Source organism: Variovorax brevis (assembly GCF_030317105.1).
In the GTDB taxonomy this organism is placed as follows: Bacteria; Pseudomonadota; Gammaproteobacteria; order Burkholderiales; family Burkholderiaceae_C; genus Variovorax; species Variovorax brevis.
On sequence record NZ_JASZYG010000006.1, the window covers coordinates 172,904 to 191,344 of the forward strand.

14 protein-coding genes are annotated in these 18,441 nt (G+C 64.7%); 5 read left to right on the forward strand and 9 right to left on the reverse strand.

The features are described 5' to 3' along the window. Positions 1-42 precede the first annotated feature (42 nt). The 8 genes from yjfF to QTI66_RS20385 form a co-directional block, all read right to left on the reverse strand. Positions 43-1,080 carry a galactofuranose ABC transporter, permease protein YjfF gene (yjfF, locus tag QTI66_RS20350; protein WP_286561673.1) on the reverse strand — a complete coding sequence of 346 codons (1,038 nt, stop codon included), beginning with the start codon at positions 1,078-1,080 and terminating at the stop codon, positions 43-45. Continuing rightward, positions 1,077-2,132, reverse strand: a complete 1,056-nt coding sequence (locus tag QTI66_RS20355; protein WP_286561674.1) for an ABC transporter permease — start codon at positions 2,130-2,132, stop codon at positions 1,077-1,079. The genes yjfF and QTI66_RS20355 overlap by 4 nt, the downstream gene beginning before the upstream one ends. Further along, positions 2,129-3,685, reverse strand: a complete 1,557-nt coding sequence (locus QTI66_RS20360; RefSeq protein ID WP_286561675.1) for a sugar ABC transporter ATP-binding protein — start codon at positions 3,683-3,685, stop codon at positions 2,129-2,131. Before QTI66_RS20360 ends, QTI66_RS20355 begins: the two co-directional genes overlap by 4 nt. Next, positions 3,682-4,893, reverse strand: coding sequence for a multiple monosaccharide ABC transporter permease (gene mmsB / locus QTI66_RS20365; protein WP_286561676.1), 1,212 nt, complete (start codon positions 4,891-4,893; stop codon positions 3,682-3,684). Before mmsB ends, QTI66_RS20360 begins: the two co-directional genes overlap by 4 nt. Then, entirely contained in the window at positions 4,883-6,436 is a 1,554-nt protein-coding gene (gene mmsA, locus QTI66_RS20370; RefSeq protein WP_286561677.1) for a multiple monosaccharide ABC transporter ATP-binding protein, read from the reverse strand. The genes mmsB and mmsA overlap by 11 nt, the downstream gene beginning before the upstream one ends. Continuing rightward, complete coding sequence (chvE, locus tag QTI66_RS20375) at positions 6,436-7,509, reverse strand: multiple monosaccharide ABC transporter substrate-binding protein (RefSeq protein WP_286561678.1); 1,074 nt, start codon at positions 7,507-7,509, stop codon at positions 6,436-6,438. The genes mmsA and chvE overlap by 1 nt, the downstream gene beginning before the upstream one ends. 135 nt (positions 7,510-7,644) lie before the next feature. Next, positions 7,645-8,607, reverse strand: a complete 963-nt coding sequence (locus QTI66_RS20380) for an ABC transporter substrate-binding protein (protein WP_286561679.1) — start codon at positions 8,605-8,607, stop codon at positions 7,645-7,647. A gap of 52 nt (positions 8,608-8,659) precedes the next feature. After that, positions 8,660-10,111, reverse strand: a complete 1,452-nt coding sequence (locus QTI66_RS20385) for an aldehyde dehydrogenase family protein (protein WP_286561680.1) — start codon at positions 10,109-10,111, stop codon at positions 8,660-8,662. An 88-nt stretch (positions 10,112-10,199) separates the two neighbouring features. On the opposite strand from QTI66_RS20385, the gene QTI66_RS20390 reads away from it, so the two are divergent. From QTI66_RS20390 to QTI66_RS20405, 4 genes are all read left to right on the forward strand, one after another. Beyond that, positions 10,200-11,159: a LysR family transcriptional regulator gene (locus QTI66_RS20390; RefSeq protein ID WP_286561681.1), complete on the forward strand. Its 960-nt coding sequence runs from the start codon at positions 10,200-10,202 to the stop codon at positions 11,157-11,159. Positions 11,160-11,281: 122 nt separating this feature from the next. Next, positions 11,282-12,199 (forward strand): SMP-30/gluconolactonase/LRE family protein, encoded by a 918-nt coding sequence (locus QTI66_RS20395; protein ID WP_286561682.1) that lies wholly within the window; start codon positions 11,282-11,284, stop codon positions 12,197-12,199. Positions 12,200-12,346: 147 nt separating this feature from the next. Beyond that, complete coding sequence (locus tag QTI66_RS20400) at positions 12,347-13,111, forward strand: SDR family NAD(P)-dependent oxidoreductase (RefSeq protein ID WP_286561683.1); 765 nt, start codon at positions 12,347-12,349, stop codon at positions 13,109-13,111. After that, the gene (locus QTI66_RS20405) at positions 13,108-14,190 is read left to right on the forward strand and encodes an aldose epimerase family protein (RefSeq protein ID WP_286561684.1); all 1,083 of its coding nucleotides are present in this window, start codon (positions 13,108-13,110) and stop codon (positions 14,188-14,190) included. Before QTI66_RS20400 ends, QTI66_RS20405 begins: the two co-directional genes overlap by 4 nt. Here QTI66_RS20405 and QTI66_RS20410 read toward each other — a convergent pair. Next, on the reverse strand, positions 14,187-17,621 hold the full coding sequence (locus QTI66_RS20410) for a hypothetical protein (protein ID WP_286561685.1): 3,435 nt from the start codon (positions 17,619-17,621) through the stop codon (positions 14,187-14,189). The genes QTI66_RS20405 and QTI66_RS20410 overlap by 4 nt on opposite strands. A gap of 85 nt (positions 17,622-17,706) precedes the next feature. Here QTI66_RS20410 and QTI66_RS20415 point away from each other — a divergent pair, with 85 nt between their 5' ends. Next, positions 17,707-18,414 (forward strand): alpha/beta fold hydrolase, encoded by a 708-nt coding sequence (locus QTI66_RS20415; RefSeq protein ID WP_286561686.1) that lies wholly within the window; start codon positions 17,707-17,709, stop codon positions 18,412-18,414. Positions 18,415-18,441: the final 27 nt, after the last annotated feature.

Genomic DNA, 18,441 nt, shown 5'->3' on the forward strand with positions numbered 1-18,441 from the left:
GAATATGCGCCGCGGGTGCGAACATCGCACCCGCAGGCCGGATCAGCTTCTTGACGCGGACCGCGCGCTGAAGAGCCTCTGCAACAGGCAGAAGACGAAGAGCAGCGCGCCCACCACGATCCGCGTCCACCACGAACTCAGCGTGCCGTCGAAGGCGATGAGCGTCTGGATGATGCCGAGCATCATCACACCGAACAGCGTGCCGACGACGTAGCCGACGCCGCCGCTCAACAGCGTGCCGCCGATGACCACGGCCGCGATGGCATCCAGCTCCAAGCCGACCGCATGCAGGCCGTAGCCCGACAGCATGTAGAAGGTAAAGATCACGCCGCCCAGCGCGGAGCAAAAGCCCGACAGCGTGTACACGCCGATGACGGTGGAGCGCACCGGCAAGCCCATCAACAGCGCGGAGTTCTCGCTGCCGCCGATGGCATAGACGGCGCGCCCAAATGGCGTGTAGTTCGCCACGAAGACCGCGATGGCCACCACCACCAGCGCAATCACCGCGCTGATCGACAGCGACGCATCAAAGCCCACCGGGATCCGGATCTGCGACACATCCGAGTACCACTCGTTCGTGATGCTGATCGAATCGATGCTGATCACGTAGCACAGCCCGCGCGCCAGGAACATGCCGGCCAGCGTGACGATGAAGGGCTGGAGCCGGAAGCGCTCGATCAGGAAGCCCATGAACGCGCCGAACACGGTGCCCATGGCCAGCACCAGCGGAATGACGGCCAGCGGGCTGAATCCGTGCTTCTCCACCAGCGAAGCCGACACCATCGTGGTGAGCGCGATCACCGAGCCTACCGACAGGTCGATGCCACCCGAGAGAATGACGAAGGTCATGCCGACCGCGACCACGCACAGGAAGGCGTTGTCGATCAGCAGATTGAGGAAGACCTGAAGCGAGAAGAAGCCGTTGTAGAACACCGAGCCCAGCGTGCCCATGAGCACGAAGAGCGAGATGGTGGCGGCGAGCGGAAGGTAGCGCGGCTGCAAGCGCGCCGGCTTGTGCACCCGCGCTGGCGTCTTGACCGTGGCCGCGGGCGCTGCAGTCGGCGGCGCAACGGCGCTCATCGCGCCACCTCACCACGCGGCGCGCGAATCACCAGGCTGCGAATCTCCGCACGGAACTCAGGCGACTGCAACAGCATGACGACAAACACCACCACGGCTTTCACCACCAGGTTGATTTCAGGCGGTACGCCCAGCGAATAAATGGCATACGTCAGCGTCTGGATGATGAGCGCCCCGATGACGCTCCCGACCAGGCTGAAGCGCCCACCGGTGAGCGCCGTACCGCCCAGCGTCACCGCCAGGATGGCATCGAGTTCGAGCAGCGCGCCTGCGTTGTTGCCGTCGGCGCTCTTCACGTTCGAGCTGATGATGAGCCCCGCCACGCCCGCGCAAAAGCCGCAGAACATGTAGCAGCACACGATAAGCCGCTTGGCGCGCACGCCCGCCATGTGCGCCGCCGAAGGATTGATCCCGACCGCCTGGATGAACAGCCCCAGCGATGTCCGCGTGATCGCAAGGTATAGCGCAATGAACACGGCCGCCGCGATGAACAGCGAAAACGGCAACCCCGCCAGGTAGCCGCTGCCGATGAAGAAATAAGGTTGGTAGTAGATCGTGATGATCTGCCCGCTGGTGATGAGCTGCGCAATGCCGCGCCCGGCCACCATCAGGATCAGCGTCGCGATGATGGGCTGCATGCCCACGCGCGCGACCAGCAAACCGTTCCACAGTCCGCACACGAGAGCCACCGCCAGTGCGGCCACCACGGCGAGCCACATCGGAAAGCGGCTGACCTGCTCGCTCACGCCCGCCTTCACCACCAGCGATCCACCAATCATGTAGGCCGCGAGCGCCGCGGCAATCGCCACCACGGCACCCACAGAAATGTCGATGCCCCGCGTCGCGATCACGAGCGTCATGCCCAGCGACACGAGGATCAGCGGCGCCGCGCGGTTCAGGATGTCGATCAGGCTTCCATACAAATGCCCGTCGCGCCACTCGATGTGCAGGAACGAAGGATTGAAAGCCGCGTTCATTGCCAGCAGCAGAATGAGCGTGACCACCGGCCACATCAGCCGGTGCTGCGACCAGCGCTTGAGGGAGTCGCTCATGTCTGCGCTGCAATCAGTTCGTACACCGCGTCCTCGGAACTGCCGGCCGGCAGCTCGCCCACCTTGCGCCGGTCGCGCAGCACGGCAATGCGGTGCGACACGCGCACCACTTCGTTCATTTCGGAGGAGATGAAGAGCACCGACATGCCGCCCTCCGCCAGCCGAAGGATCTCGTCCATGATTTCCTGCTTCGCTGCGACGTCGATGCCGCGTGTGGGCTCGTCGAGCAGCAACAGTCGCGGATTCGTTGCGAGCCAGCGTGCGAGCATCGCCTTTTGCTGGTTGCCGCCCGAAAGCAAGCCAATGGGCGTTTCGACGCTCGCGGTCTTGATGCCCAGCGCCTTGACGAACTTCTCGGCCAGCGCGGTCTGCTCGGCGCGCGAGAGGTTGCGCCGCAATCCGAGGCTGGCCTGAAGCGCCAGTGCAACGTTCTCGCGCAGCGAAAGCTCGGCGACGATGCCGTCGGTCTTGCGCTCCTCGGGGCACATGGCAAAGCCGCGGCGCACCGCGTCGGCGGGGCTTGTGAAGTTGACGGGCTCGCCATCAACGCGCAGCGTGCCGCCGTCAGGCTTCGCCAAGCCGAACAGGAGCCGGGCAACTTCGGTGCGTCCGGACCCCAGCAAACCGGCCAGTCCGACCACCTCGCCTGCGCGCATCTGCAGATCGACTGGCAGAAGCTGACCCGTCTGCGCAACCTGCTCGGCCTGCAGCACGACGGCAGCGTTGTCCGGCACCAGCGGCAGGTTGGCCGCCGCGCCGGCCTGCATGTCGAATTCACGCCCCACCATCGCCGAAATCAGCGCCTGCGGGCCCAGCTCGGCGGCTGGCCATTCACCGACCCAGCTGCCATTGCGCAGCACCGTGATGCGGTCCGACACCGCATACACCTGGTTCAGGAAATGCGTGACAAACAGAATCGCCAGCCCCTCGCCGCGCAAGCGCCGCAGCACCCCAAACAATTTCTGCACTTCGTCTTCATCAAGACTGGAAGTCGGCTCGTCCAGGATCAGCACGCGCGACGACACACCCAGCGCACGCGCAATGGCCACCATCTGCTGCACGGCCACGGGATAGCTCGACAGCAGTTGCGTGACATCGATGTCCACGTCCAGCCGCGCCAGCAACTCACGCGCCCTTCGATTGACGGAAGCCCAGTCGATGCGAAACCCCTGCAAGGCACCTCGGCGCGGATAGCGGCCCGAGAAGATGTTCTCCGCCACCGACAGGTTCGGGCACAGGTTCACCTCCTGGTACACCGTGCTGATGCCGAGCTTCTGTGCCTCCAGCGGCGACGCCGGCCGGATCGCCTCGCCACCCAGTTGCATGTCGCCGCCGTCGATGGTGTAGACGCCCGTGAGCACCTTGATGAGCGTCGACTTGCCCGCGCCGTTCTGCCCCATCAACGCGTGGATCTCTCCTGCGCGGAGGCACAGGTCCACGCCCTTGAGCGCAGCCACGCCGCTGAACTGCTTGTGAATGCCGCGCAGATGCAGCGCAATCCGGGCGTCATCGCCGACCGCGACGCCCCGACCCGGATCGACTGCCGCGCTCATTTGTTCTTGTTGTAGACGTCGACGAACACAGCCGCCAGCAGCACCAGCCCCTTGATCACCTGCTGGTAGTCGATGCCGATGCCCAGGATCGACATGCCGTTGTTCATCACACCCATGATGAAAGCGCCAATCACCGCGCCCATGACCTTGCCCACGCCACCCGACGCCGACGCGCCACCGATGAAGCAGGCCGCGATCACGTCCAGTTCAAAACCCAGCCCCGCCTTGGGCGTCGCCGTGTTCAACCGCGCCGCGAACACCAGGCCGGCCAGCGCCGCCAGCGCGCCCATGTTCACGAAAGTCAGGAAGGCAAGCTTCTGCGTGTGGATGCCCGACAAACGCGCCGCTTTCTCATTGCCGCCCAGCGCGTAGATGCGTCGGCCGATGGTCGTGCGGTTCGTGACGAAGTCGTAGGCAATGATGAGCACCGCCATCACGATCAGCACGTTCGGCAGGCCCTTGTAAGTCGCCAGCAGGTAGCAGAAGTAGATGATGACGCCCGCGAAGAACAGGTTCTTGACGAGGAAGAAGGGAAAGGGCTCATCCTCCATGCCGTACTTCGCGAGCTTGGCCCGGCCGCGCATCTTGAAGAACACCAGCGCCGCCGCAGCAATCGCGCCCAGCGCCAAAGAGGCGACGCGCATGCCTTCACCGCCGAAGGGATCGGGAATGAAGCCCGAACTCAGCTTCTGGAACTCCACCGGAAACGGCCCCACCGACTGCCCCGCCAGCAAGGCCAGCGCCAACCCCTTGAACACCAGCATGCCCGCCAGCGTGACGATGAATGACGGTATGCGGAAGTACGCCACGAACCACCCTTGCGCCGCGCCGATCACCGCGCCCGCCGCAATGCAGACGAGGCCCGTCGGCAGGTACGGCCAGTTGTACTCGACCATCAACACCGCAGCCAGCGCCCCTATGAAGCCGCACACCGAGCCCACCGACAGGTCGATGTGCCCCGCCACGATCACCAGCAGCATGCCCAGCGCCATGATCACGATGTAGCTGTTCTGCAAGACCAGGTTGGTGAGGTTGAGCGGCCGCATCAGCGTGCCGTCGGTCAGCACCTGGAACAGCACCATGATCGCGACCAGCGAGATCAGCATGCCGTATTCGCGCAGGTTGCTCTTGATGAATCCCTTGTGTTCTTCCGCGGCGACCTTGGCCGGCAGCACGGGTGCCTGGACGGCTTTCACATCATTCGCCATGGACGCTGCTCCCCGAGTTGACGATGACACGCATGATGCGCTCCTGCGATGCCTCGGCCACCGGCATCTCGGCGACGAATCGCCCTTCGTTCATCACGTAGATGCGATCGCACATGCCGAGCAGTTCCGGCAGTTCCGACGAAATCATCAAGATACTCTTTCCTTCGCTCGCCAACTGATCGACGATCGTGTAAATCTCGTATTTCGCCCCGACGTCGATGCCGCGCGTGGGCTCGTCGAGGATCAGCAGTTCGGGCTTGGCGAAGAGCCATTTGCTCAGCACCACCTTTTGCTGGTTACCGCCCGACAGGTCCACCGTGTGCTGCGCCACGCCCGAACAGCGGATGTTGAGCGCCTTGCGGTAGTCGTTGGCCACCTTGAACTCGCGGCCCACGTCCACGATGCCCGCCTCCGACACTGCCGGCAGATTGGCCAGGCTGATGTTCTTGCGGATCTCCTCGTCCAGCACCAGGCCGTAGCCCTTGCGGTCTTCGGTGACGTAGGCAATGCCGTGCGCAATCGCCTTGCTGATCGAGCTGATGTCGATCGGCTTGCCATGCATGAAGGCGCTGCCGCTGATGCGCTGGCCGTACGACCGGCCGAACACGCTCATGGCGAACTCGGTGCGCCCCGCGCCCATGAGCCCTGCGATGCCGACGATCTCGCCGCGCCGCACGTTCAGGCTCACGTTCTTCACCACCTCGCGGTCGGCGTGCTGCGCGTGGTGCACCTTCCAGTCGCGCACTTCGAAGATGACTTCGCCGATCTTCGGCGTGCGCTGCGGATAGCGGTGCGCCATGTCGCGCCCCACCATGCCGCGGATGATGCGGTCTTCGCTGATGGCGATGCCGCGGCAGTCCATGGTCTCGACGGTGGCGCCATCGCGCAGCACCGTGATCGAGTCCGCCACCTTGGAAATCTCGTTGAGCTTGTGCGAGATCAGGATCGACGAGATGCCTTGCGCCTTGAGTTCGAGCAGCAATGCCAGCAAGGCGTCGCTGTCGCTCTCGTTCAGGCTGGCGGTGGGCTCGTCCAGGATGAGCAGCTTCACGTCCTTCGACAGCGCCTTGGCGATCTCGACCAACTGTTGCTTGCCCACGCCCAGATGCGTCACCAGCGTGGTCGGCGCCTCTTTTAGGCCCACCTTGGCAAGCAGCGTGCGCGTCTGGTTGAAAGCCTCGATCCAGTCGATAACCCCGCCCTTCGCGCGCTCGTTGCCCAGGAAGATGTTCTCGGCAATCGACAGGAGTGGCACAAGGGCCAGCTCCTGGTGAATGATGATGATGCCGAGCTTCTCGCTCTCGCCGATGTCCCGGAAACGGCGAACCTCGCCGTCGTAGTGGATGTCGCCGGTGTACGAGCCGGCGGGGTAGACGCCGCTGAGCACTTTCATCAGCGTCGACTTGCCCGCACCGTTCTCGCCCACCACCGCATGGATTTCGCCGGCGCGCACGGCGAGGTTGACGTTGTCCAGTGCGTTGACGCCTGGAAATGTTTTGGTGATCCCGCGCATCTCCAGGATCGTGTCTCCCTGTCCGGCCATTACTTGACCTGGCTTTCCTTGTAGTAGCCGCTGTCGATCAGCACCGGCTTCCAGTTGGTGATGTCCACGCTCACCGGCTTGAGCAGGTAAGACGGCACCACCTTCACGCCGTTGTTGTAGGTCTTGGTGTCGTTCACTTCCGGCGCCTTGCCGGCCATCATGGCGTCGACCATGGCAACGGTGACCTTGGCGAGTTCACGCGTGTCCTTGAAGATGGTGGAAGTCTGTTCCTTGCGCAGCATCGACTTGACCGAGGGCACTTCCGCGTCCTGGCCCGTCACCACCGGCATCGGCTGCGACGCCGAACCATAGCCCACGCCCTTGAGCGACGACAGGATGCCGATCGACAGGCCGTCATACGGCGACAGCACCGCGTCCACGCGGTCCTTGGTGTAGTAGGCCGACAGCAGGTTGTCCATGCGCGCCTGCGCCACAGCGCCGTCCCAGCGCAGCGTGCCGACCTTTTCCATGCCCATCTGCTTGCTGCGCACCACCAGCTTGCCGCTGTCGATGTAGGGCTTGAGCACCGACATCGCGCCGTTGTAGAAGAAGAAGGCGTTGTTGTCGTCCGGCGAACCGCCGAAGAGTTCAATGTTGAAGGGGCCCTTGGCTTCCTTCAGCTTGAGCGACTTCTCGATGGACTGCGCCTGCAGCACGCCCACCTGGAAGTTGTCGAAGGTCGCGTAGTAGTCGACGTTCTTCGAGCCCTTGATGAGGCGGTCATAGGCGATGACCTTGATGCCCTTGTCCGCCGCCTTCTGCAGCACGTCCGAGAGCGTCGTGCCGTCGATCGCGGCAATGACCAGCACCTTCGGTCCCTTGGTCACCATGTTCTCGATCTGCGCGAGCTGGTTGGGGATGTCGTCGTCCGCGTACTGCAGGTCGGCCTTGTAGCCCTTTTCCTTGAGCGACTTGACCATGTTGTCGCCATCGGCGATCCAGCGTGCCGACGACTTGGTCGGCATGGAGACCGCGACCAGCCCCTTGTCCTGCGCCTGTGCGAGCGAGGCGAAGCCGATGAGTCCGGAAGCAGCAATGCCGGCGACCAGGGTTTTGAGGAAGAGGCGTTTCATGTCAAGAGTCTCCTTGGGTGTGTTGTGTATTGATTGTGGGCGCGAAGTCTTGTGGGAGGAACACCGCGGAGCCGTCTTTGCGACACCGCGGAGCTTTCATGGCGCAACGGCACGACGTGCCGCGGAGGCCGTGTCTCAATATTTGCGCTTCGGGAATTCGGCAGCGGCCACTTCCATCGGGAAGATGCCTTCCTTCGTCACGATGCGCTTGGGCAGCGGCTTGCCTTCCTGGATGTCCTTCACCGCGCTCATCAGTTGCGGGCCCAGCAGCGGGCTGCATTCGACCGACACGTTCAGCTTGCCCGCCATCATGGCTTCGAAGGCGCCCTTCACGGCGTCGATCGAAATGATGACGATGTCCTTGGCCGGCTTGAGGCCCGCTTCCTCGATCGCCTGGATCGCGCCGATGGCCATGTCGTCGTTGTGCGCGTACAGGACATTGATGTTCTTGTCGGCCTTCAGGAAGGCTTCCATCACTTCCTTGCCCTTGGCACGGGTGAAGTCGCCGGTCTGCGAGCGGGTGATCTTGAACTTCGGGTCGGCCTTGATGATTTCTTCAAAGCCCTTCTTGCGGTCGATGGCCGGTGCCGATCCCACCGTGCCTTGCAGCTCGACGATGTTGATCGGGCCCTTGTTGTCCTTCATCTTCTCGACCAGCCAGCGGCCGGCCTTGCGGCCTTCTTCGGTGAAGTCCGAGCCCATGAAGGTGACGTAGAGCGTGTCGTCCTTGACGTTGACCGAGCGGTCCGTGAGCACGACCGGGATCTTGGCGGCCTTGGCTTCGCGCAGCACGGTTTCAAAACCCGTTTCGACCACGGGTGAGAAGGCGATGACGTCCACCTTCTGCGCGATGTACGAGCGGATGGCCTTGATCTGGTTTTCCTGCTTTTGCTGCGCGTCGGAGAACTTCAGCTCGATGCCTGATTCCGCCGCGGCCGACTTGATCGACTCGGTATTGGCAGTGCGCCATTCGCTTTCCGCGCCGACCTGTGCGAAGCCCAGCACGATCTTCTTCTGCGCGAAGGCCGACAGCGGCAGCACACCGGTGACGGATGCCGCTGCAAGGGCGGCGGTAAGGGTGCGACGATTCAGATTCATGATGGTCTCCTATGGTTTGAGTAAGTAAAGGAACGTCGGGAAAAAATCGTCGTCAGGCCTGCAGGTAGCTGGTCTTGAGCGTGGTGTAGAACTCGGCCGCATGGCGGCCCTGCTCGCGCGGGCCGTAGCTCGATGCCTTTCGGCCGCCGAAGGGTACGTGGTAATCCACGCCGGCCGTCGGCAGGTTGACCATCGTCATCCCTACCTTGGCATGGCGGCGGAAATGTGTTGCGTGCTGCAATGACCGCGTGCAGATGCCGGCGCACAAACCGAAAGGCGTGTCGTTGGCCAGCGCAAGCGCGTGCTCGTAGTCGGCGGCGCGCAACACGCAGGCCACTGGCCCAAATATTTCTTCACGTGCCACCCGGTGCTCGGGCTGCGCCAGGAACAGTGCCGGACTCATGTAGTGGCCCGTGCTCGATCGCTTGAGCGCTTCGCCGCCCCACACATGCTCGGCGCCTTCTTCGCGTGCGATCTGCACATAGGCCAGGTTCTGTTCGAGCTGCGCCGCATCGACCACCGGGCCCATCTCGATGCCATGTTCGAGCGCATGCCCGACTTTCAGCGTGGCCACGCGCTGTCGCAGGCGCGCCACGAAAACGTCGTGCACCGGTGCCTCGACGATGATGCGGCTGGACGCCGTGCAGCGTTGGCCCGTCGAAAAATACGCGCCCTGCACCGCGCAATCCACGGCACGGTCCAAGTCGGCGTCGGCCATCACCACGAGCGGGTTCTTGCCGCCCATCTCCAGCTGCACCTTGGCCCGCCGCGCCGACGCCGACTGAAGAATGCGCTCACCCGTGGCGACCGAGCCGGTAAAACTCAAGGCATCGACCCAGGCGCTGTCGACCAGCGTCTGGCCCACTTCGCGCCCGCTGCCCATGACGAGATTGAACGCCCCCGCTGGCAGGGCTGCGCGGCTGATGATCTCGGCCAGCGCCCAGCCGCAAGCCGGCACCAGTTCGGCCGGCTTGAACACGACGCTGTTGCCATGGGCCAGCGCCGGCGCAATCTTCCAGGCCGGGATGGCAAAGGGAAAGTTCCACGGCGTGATGAGCCCGACCACACCGATGGGCTCGCGCGTGACGTCCACCTGCACGCCGGGCCGCACCGAGGCCATGGTCTCGCCCGCCGCACGCAAGGCCTCGCCCGCGAAGAACTTGAAGATCTGCCCCGCACGCGCAGCTTCGGCCACCGCTTCAGGCAAGGTCTTGCCCTCTTCGCGTGCGAGCAGCAGCCCCAGTTCATCCTTGCGCGCCAAGATCTCGCTGCCGATCTGGTCGAGCGCATCCGCGCGGCGCTGCGGCGTGGTGTGGCTCCATGAGGGAAAAGCATCCACGGCAGCGCGGATGGCACGCTCGGCCTGGTTGCGATCGGCCCGCGCATATTCGGCAACGACCTCGCCCGTATCCGACGGGTTTCGGCTGATGCCCGTCGTGACGCCCGTTTCCCAACGGCCGTTGATGTACTGCCTGGCGTTGTACTGGAGGTCACTTCGCTTCAAAGTGTCGCGAGTGTAGGAATGTTACCGATAGCTTTCTAATGAATATTTGGGTCGAATCGATATCAGAAGGTGGATTCACGATAACCCTATGACCAACTACACGCACTGGTTCATCCGTGCACGGCTCAAGACGAGGCAATTGCTGTTGCTCGTCGCCCTCGCGGAAGAGGGCAACATCCACCGCGCGGCCCAGGTGCTCAACATGACGCAGCCGGCCGCCTCCAAACTGCTGAAGGATCTGGAAGACGTACTGGAGGTCTCGCTGTTCGAGCGCTTGCCGCGGGGCATGCGTCCCACCTGGTATGGCGAAACCATGATCCGCCATGCGCGCGTGGCGCTGGCCAGCCTGAACCAGGCGCATGACGAACTCGAAGGACTGAAGGCCGGCCGCTTCGGGCAGGTGGCGGTGGGCTGCATCACCGCGCCGGGCCTGTCGTTGCTGCCGCCGGCCGTGGCCGCGGTCAAGCGCGAGCATCCGAGCCTGCGCGTCTCGCTGGAAATCGAAACGAGCCCGGTGCTGCTGGAGCGCCTGGCGCAAGGCAAGCTCGACATCCTGGTCGCGCGCCTCTTTGCGGAGCACGACAAGACCCAGTTGCGCTACGAAGCGCTGACCGAAGAGCCCGTGAGCGCACTCGTGCGGCCGGGCCATCCGCTGCTTGGCATGACCGGGCTCACGCTGCGCGACCTGGTCGGCAGCGGCTGGATCGTGCCGCCCGCGGGCAGCGTGCTGCGCCATCGCTTCGACCTGATGTTCCAGCAGGAAGGGCTGGCACCACCCATCAACCTGATCGAGACCAGCGCCCTGCTCTTCATCACGCGCATGCTGCAGCAAAGCGACATGGTCGCCATCCTTGCGGCCGACGTGGCGCGCTACTACGCGGCGCACGGCATCGTGTCGCTGCTGCCGGTGTCCATGAACTGCCACATGGACGCCTTCGGCATCATCACGCGCACCGATCGCCTGCTGTCGCCCGCGGCCAAGGTGATGATGCGCGCGCTCAAGACCGCGAGCCTGGACGTGTACGGCGCGCGGCTCGAAATCGAGTAGTCATTGCAATGCAGGGATCGACCGATGCCGCTTTCAGGTCTTTCCAGTATGGGTAGGCGTTGATAGGATCGGCCCGCCAGAACGCCGCCAAAAGCCGCGCACCCTGGCGAAGGAGACACACTTTGACCGCATCCACGTCCTTGCCCATCCCCACCGTTCTCGATGCGCCCCGCTGCGTGTGGGCCGCCGGCGCGGAGCTTGGCGAAGGAACCCTCTGGTCGCAGCGCGAGCAGTCGCTCTACTGGGTCGACATTCTGGGCAAGCAGTTGCATCGCCTGCGCTTGGCCGACGGCGCGCAGTCGAGTTGGCGCTTCGATGAGGAAATCTCGGCTGTGGCCGAACGCGCGCATGCACCGGGTCTGTTCATCACCTTGCGCCGCGGCTTTGCGCTGTTCGACCCCGACGTCAGCGGCGCCAAACCGCGCTACCTTCACCAGCCCGAGGAGCCCGCGACCAACCGCTTCAACGACGGCAAGTGCGACGGCTACGGCCGCTATTGGGGCGGCACGATGGATTGCGCCTGCGAGCAGCCCACCGGCACGCTGTACCGCTACGACGCCGACGGCCGCTGCACGCGACACGACTCCGGGTATCCCGTCACGAACGGCCCGACCTGGTCTGCCGACCAGGGCACCTTCTATTTCAACGACACGGCGCGTGGACGGGTCTACGCCTGGGACTTCGACGCGCCGCGCGGCACTGTGTCGAACAAACGCGAGTGGCTTCGCTTCACGCGCGAGGACGGCTATCCCGATGGCATGACGACCGACGCCGCCGGCCGCCTGTGGATCGCCCACTGGGGCGGCTCGTGCGTGACCTGCCATGACCCGGTGAGCGCGCGCGAGTTGTGCCGCATCAAGCTGCCGACGGCGCACATTACCGACGTCGCATTTGGCGGGCCGGACCTGCGCACGCTTTTTATCAGCAGTGCGTGGAGCGGCCTCAATGCCACGCAGCGCGCTGAACAGCCCTTGGCGGGTGCCTTGTTTGCGGTGACCATCGACAGCCCGGGTGTGCCTGCTGCCCTGTTCGGCGGGTAGCTTGCCCACCCCCGTTTCTTGCTCACTTCGTGTCGCCGGATCCCCACTCAAGGGGGCGCTTCCCCCGCGGCCCACAAAGCTGGTTCCGCGGGCGCTCCCGCACGGGGCCTGACCCTGATCTTCGTTTGCTTCAACCACTGAATTCACATGACTGCTTCTGCACAATATCCCAGCCTTTCCGACCGCAGCGTGCTGATCACCGGTGGCGCCACTGGCATCGGCGCCACGCTGGTCGAGAGCTTTGTTGCGCAGGGTGCGCGCGTCGCCTTTGTCGACATCGATGACGCGGCGGGCCAGGCCCTTGCAACATCGCTGGCCGGTGCGCGCCATGCACCGCTGTTCATTCGCACCGACCTGACCGACATCCCGGCGCTGCAGGCCGCCGTTGCAACGGCACGCGCAAAAAACGGGCCGATCAGCATCCTCCTGAACAACGCCGCCAACGACAAGCGGCACACCATCGAAGAGACGACCATCGCTTCGTGGGACGCCGGCATTGCCGTGAACATCCGGCACCAGTTCTTTGCGGCGCAAGCGGTGGCGCCAGACATGCGCGCGGCGGGCGGCGGATCGATCATCAACTTCGGCTCGATCAGCTGGATGCTCAAGCAGGGCGGCATGCCGGTGTACACGACCGCCAAGTCGGCGGTGCAGGGTCTCACGCGCAGCCTGGCGCGCGACCTCGGGCCGTCGAACATCCGCGTCAACACGCTGGTGCCCGGCTGGGTCATGACGGAGAAACAGTTGCGCCTGTGGGTCAAGGAAGACTCGAAGGAAGAGATTGCCAAGGGGCAATGCATCAACAAGCCGCTGATGGCCGAGCACATCGCGAGCATGGCGCTGTTCCTGGCTTCGGACGACAGCGCGATGTGCACGGCGCAGGACTTCATCGTGGACGGAGGCTGGGCTTGACCCTTGCGCTTGCGCGCATCGAACAGCGCGATGTGGGCCAGCTCGCCGATGGGCGCTTGGTGCGCGAATTCACGCTGCATGGCGCGAGCGGCATTCGCCTGAGTGCGATCAACCTGGGCGGCATCGTGACGGCGCTGCATGTGCCGGACCGCGATGGACAGCTTGCCAATGTCGTGCTTGGCTGCGCATCGCTACAGGACTACGAGACGCGCAATCCGCACTTCGGGACCATCGTGGGGCGCTATGGGAATCGCATTGCGCACGGACGCTTTTCGATTGAAGGTCGCGAGGTGCAGTTGGAAGTGAACGACGGCAGGAACGCGTTGCACGGTGGCTTCAAAGGCTTTGGCAAGCGCTGGTGGGACATCGAGCCGGTGGCGATTGCCGCGGACGGCAGCGTGGCGATCGAGTTGCGCTACACGAGCGAGGATGGCGAAGGCGGCTACCCAGGCCGGCTCGATGCGCGTGTGCGCTACACGTTGACGGCACAGAACGAATGGCGCATCGACTACCACGCGACCTGCGACCAGTCGACCATCGTCAACCTGACGCATCACGACTACTTCAACCTGCGCGGCAGCGGGGATGTGTTGGATCACATGCTGACGATCGGCGCGAGCCGCTATTGCCCGGTGGATGACACGCTGATTCCTGAAGGCATCGCGCCGGTGGAAGGCACGCCCTTTGACTTTCGCGAAGCGCGTCGCATCGGCGAGCGGATCCGGCAGTCGCATGTGCAGTTGCTGCGCGGGCGTGGGTATGACCACAACTTCGTGCTCGACGAAGCGGACCCGAAGGCCCTGCACTTCGCTGCGCGGCTGGAAGATCCTGTTTCCGGTCGCACGATGGACGTGCTCACGACCGAGCCCGGCGTGCAGTTCTATTCAGGCAACTTCCTGGATGGCACGCTGGTGAATTCCGCGGGCCAGGCCGTGCGGCAGGGCGATGGGCTGTGCCTGGAGACGCAGCACTTTCCGGATTCACCGAACCAGCCTTCGTTTCCTTCGACGGTGTTGGTGCCGGGGCAGGTGTTTGCCAGCACCACCGTGCATCGCTTCGGGTTGATGCGTCCGCGCTAGACATTCACCAGCGCCAGATAGTCCAGCAACGTCGACCCGCCCAAGGTCGCAAACGGCAACAACACCGCCTTGAGCAAGGGCTGCTGCCAGAACGGCGCAAACGCGCCTTCATGCAGGCTGTCCATTCGCGCGAGCAGCAGCGAAAGCTGCGCAGCCTTCGGCGGCTCCGGAGGCGGCACATGCTCGCACTTCCCGGGATCTTCGTCAGGCTCTTCGGACTCATCGTCAGGATCGTCGAACTGCCCGACTGGCGCGGCGCCAGCCGCCACCTCCTCCGCCTTCGGCTTCACATCTCCACTCACCCGCACCAGCGCATCCCGCAGCAAATCCATCGCGTGCTCCCGCGACTTCTCCGCCGCAAAGCGCAGCGCCACCGCACACGCCAACGCAATCGACGCCCCCAGCACCGACAAGACGATCCCCGTCGCCGGCATGTACCAGTCATCGAACGCCGCGCTGCGCGACAACAGGAACAGCGACAGCACGATGAAGGGAAAGTAGATCAAGCGCGTCACGCATTTCGTGCGCAGTGCGATGAACTCCAGGTCGATCCAGTTGTCCAGGTACGCGCGCGGCACGTGGAGGTCGTCCTCGAACTTCTCGACCGTTGATCGGGGCCAGTTGGCGCCGTGCACGCGCAGGCCGTGCACGAAGCTCACGCAGAAGGCGGTCGCGTCCACGACGAAGAAAACGAGGAAATACATCGCGAGAATCATGAGCGCGTGCAGCCATCGGTGGATGGAAAGCACGAGCGGGCCTCGCTGCGGAATGAACCAGCCGTCACGCATCGCCAGCCACAGCACGCCGCTGACGCACAGCGCAATGAGCACGCACGCCGTCGTGCGCGTGGCACGCGCGCTGATGCGGTTCTGCACGATGTAGCGGCGCCAGAAGATGATGGTGCCCGAGGTGCCGACGCAGCCCACCTTGCCCGCGCCCTCGGGTTGCGTGAAGCGGAACGAGAACATGTTGGCGACCTTCTTCCACCACGGCAGCCCGATCTCCGCCTTTCGCTGGTCCTCGATCAGTTGTCGCCGTGACTTGCGCAGCCTGAAGCGCAGGATGATGTCGTCGAGGTTCTCGCTCAGCGCCGACCATCCACTGAAGATCATGTAGAGGCACAGCAGCAGGCTCAGGATGCGAATGCCTTCGGTCGGCCAGATGCTGATGCCTTCGAGCATGACAAGGGGCTTGCCTCCGGCCGTGAGCCATTGCGCAAAGCGTTCCCAGTTCGCCGCCAGCGCCATGGGAATCGCCACATGCAGCAAGAAGAGCAATGCGATGAGCCCAACCCAGCGCATGACGCGCTTGTCGCCTGTCACGCTGACGAACATGAAGTTGCGCAGCCGCTTGCGCACCGCCTGGCTGCTCGTGATCACCGGCAGCCACAAGGGCAGGATGAGCGCCGAGAACAGCGCGGCCATCGTGGCGAAGCGCATCTGCGGATAGGCCGGCGACGCCGATGGATGAATGCCGCCGCAGGCGTCCCACCGGGGCCCTTCGCACGGCTGGCGCGGGGCGCCCTTCTGGCCTGCCGTCGGCGCGACTGAGGGCATCACTTCTTGCGTCGGCGTGCTGTAGTCAAAAGCCGTGGTGCGCCCAATCTCAAAGAGCCGCGGCGGCTTGAACCACATGTTGATGCTGTCTTGCGGTGTCGCGGCCGCGTCCGATGCCGACGCATCGTGCGGCACGAGGGCGCGCCGTGCGTCGTCCATCGCAATCCTTGTCGAAAGAAACGCCGAGGTCTGGTAGCTGTCGCGAAACGGCGGCACGCCCGCCTGCAGGCGGTCACCCAGTCGCAAGCCGAAGTTCGAGCCCACGATGAGGTTGCGCGTCCAAGCCCGTTCGCGCGGATGCAGGTAGCGCGCATCGAGGTCGGTGGTGAAGAACATCGCATTGGGAAACTCCGGCTGCAGCGCCTGCAGCACCAGCAGCTTGTCGTGCACGTCCGAACCCAGCACGCCGATGGCGCGCAGGCCCTTGCCGTCGGAACTCGACTCTCGCAGCTGGCGGTCGAGTTCGCGCATGCGCACCGAAAGGCGGCGCAGGTAATCGAACTGGCTTTGGCCTTCCGCAATTTCGACGAAGGTGCCGTCGCGGCGGCGGTTGTCGTCCTTATTGCCGGCGCCGGACTTGTCCGAGGACGACTTCGATGCAGCGCCATCCGCGTTGCCCGCGGGGAGTTGGCCATCGATGCCGCGCACATAGGTGAACCGGTTCACGCAGAAGCCTTCTTCCTGCTTGCCCGCGCGGAATTCGCGGCGCAGCGTGCGGCCGTACAGGGTGTCCCATTCGGCAATCACGGCGATATGGCTGAGCCCTTCGTCGTTGGGATGGGTCCTGTCGCACGCTTCGCCATACGCGGCACCCGAGGCCACCGTGCCCGCCGTGAGGCCGCGCAATTTCAGTTCGTCGATCAGGGCCTTGGCCAGCTTGTCGTCGTCGCCGATGGTGCGCACCAGGTGCACGTTGTTCTGCGCAAGGTAGGCCGACAAGGACAACTTGAGATCCGCCTCCGGCAGGTTCGCGAAGATGCGCTCGTCGGGCGCCGTCGCGGATGCGGAATAAAAACGCAGCGGCAGGTTGGCGAACGACTTCCCGATCGCCTTGTCCGCACCCTGCTGGCGGAGCTCGTCGACCATGCTGCGAAGCTCGTCCGAGCCGCTGGGCCCGAGCACGCGCCAATTCACCTTCACCGGATCGAAGCGCGCGATCAGGTCGCGGATCCGGCCCAGCGGCCCGCCGGCAAAGATATTGCCGTCGAGCCACATCACGAGGATCAGCGGCTGGATCTCGTCGCCCTTGCGGGGCGTGCCGTCGATGGCGGGCTCGAACCACTCGAAGGGCACGATCTCCGGCAACTCCGGCGTTGGCGGGACGTCGACGCCCACGGGAAAGAAGTAACCCAGATGCTCGCTGTCCACCGGCGCGAGGCGGCTCGCGCTCAAGCCCGCGAGCACGGCATAGCGGGTGCGGCGACGACTCTCGATGTTGTCCGAGTAGGGGCCGCCGGGCAGCATCACGGCGAACACTTCCACCTTGCGGCCGCTCGTTGCCATGCGCGCGACGATGTCCTCGCGCAGCGCCCGTGCCGTGTGGCGCTTGTCGGCCTCGGCGGCCTTTTTGGCGTCGCGCTTGGCGGCTTCCTCGCGCGCCCGGGCGATGGCGCCAAAAGGGTCCTGCCACAGGCGAGCATCGACGTCCTGCATCACGCTGGCTTGCTGGATGCGCGGTTCGTTCACCGGGAGCCGCGTGGTCTCCAGCGGCACATCGCGTATGAACAGCACGCCGGCGGTGAGCATCACGATCGCGACGATGCCGCTCGAGGAGAACCCGCCGCCCGCCGACCTGGATTCCTTGTCCATGCCCGATCCCTCCGCCCACGAATGGAGGCATGCGCTCACTCTAGGCGCGCCGGGACGGTGGCGCATCCACCAAATAGCGGACGCGAGCGGCTATTTCTTTTGGACGGGGGCGGCCGCGAGCGACGCTGGCGCAATTCTTCGAGAATCATTCATGCCCACACTTGTCCTGCTCCCCGGCCTCGCCTGCGACGAACGCCTCTGGGAAGCGCAGATGCCCGTCATCCCCGCCAGCCTCGCACCCCGGGTGAGCGACGCCCACATGCGCCACCCCCGCATCGAAAGCATGGCCTCGGCCGTCTTGCGCGAACATGCCGGGCCTCTGGTGCTGTGCGGTGCGTCGATGGGCGGCATGGTCGCCATGGAAGCCGCGCGGCAGGCGCCCGAACGCGTGGCCGGCCTCGCCTTGCTGGGCACCAATGCGCGGGCGGAAACGCCGGAGTACTACGACCTGCGCGCCTCGGCCATCGAACTCTTCGAGGCCGGCGACGTGCGCGAGGTGATCGAGCCCAACATCGCCTTTGCATTCCACCCGCGGCAGGCCGCCAACCAGACGCTCGTGCAGCGCTACCTGGACATCATTCTCGAAGCGGGCGCGCAGCAACTCATCCGCCAGAACCGCGCGCTGATGGAGCGTCCCGATGCCTGCGCCAACCTCCCGTCCTTGCGCTGCCCGGTGCTGGTGATGTGCGGCGACGCCGATCGCTTGACGCCGCCCGAATGCTCACGCGAGATCGCCAGGCTGGTGCCGCATGCCGAGCTGCACTGGGTGCCCGAGTGCGGCCACATGCTGACCATGGAAAAGCCGGCGCTGGTGAATGCGGCGCTGGGCCCCTGGTTGCGCCAGTTCGTGGCGCACTGACATCAGGCGCTGCCGCGCCCGGTGCGG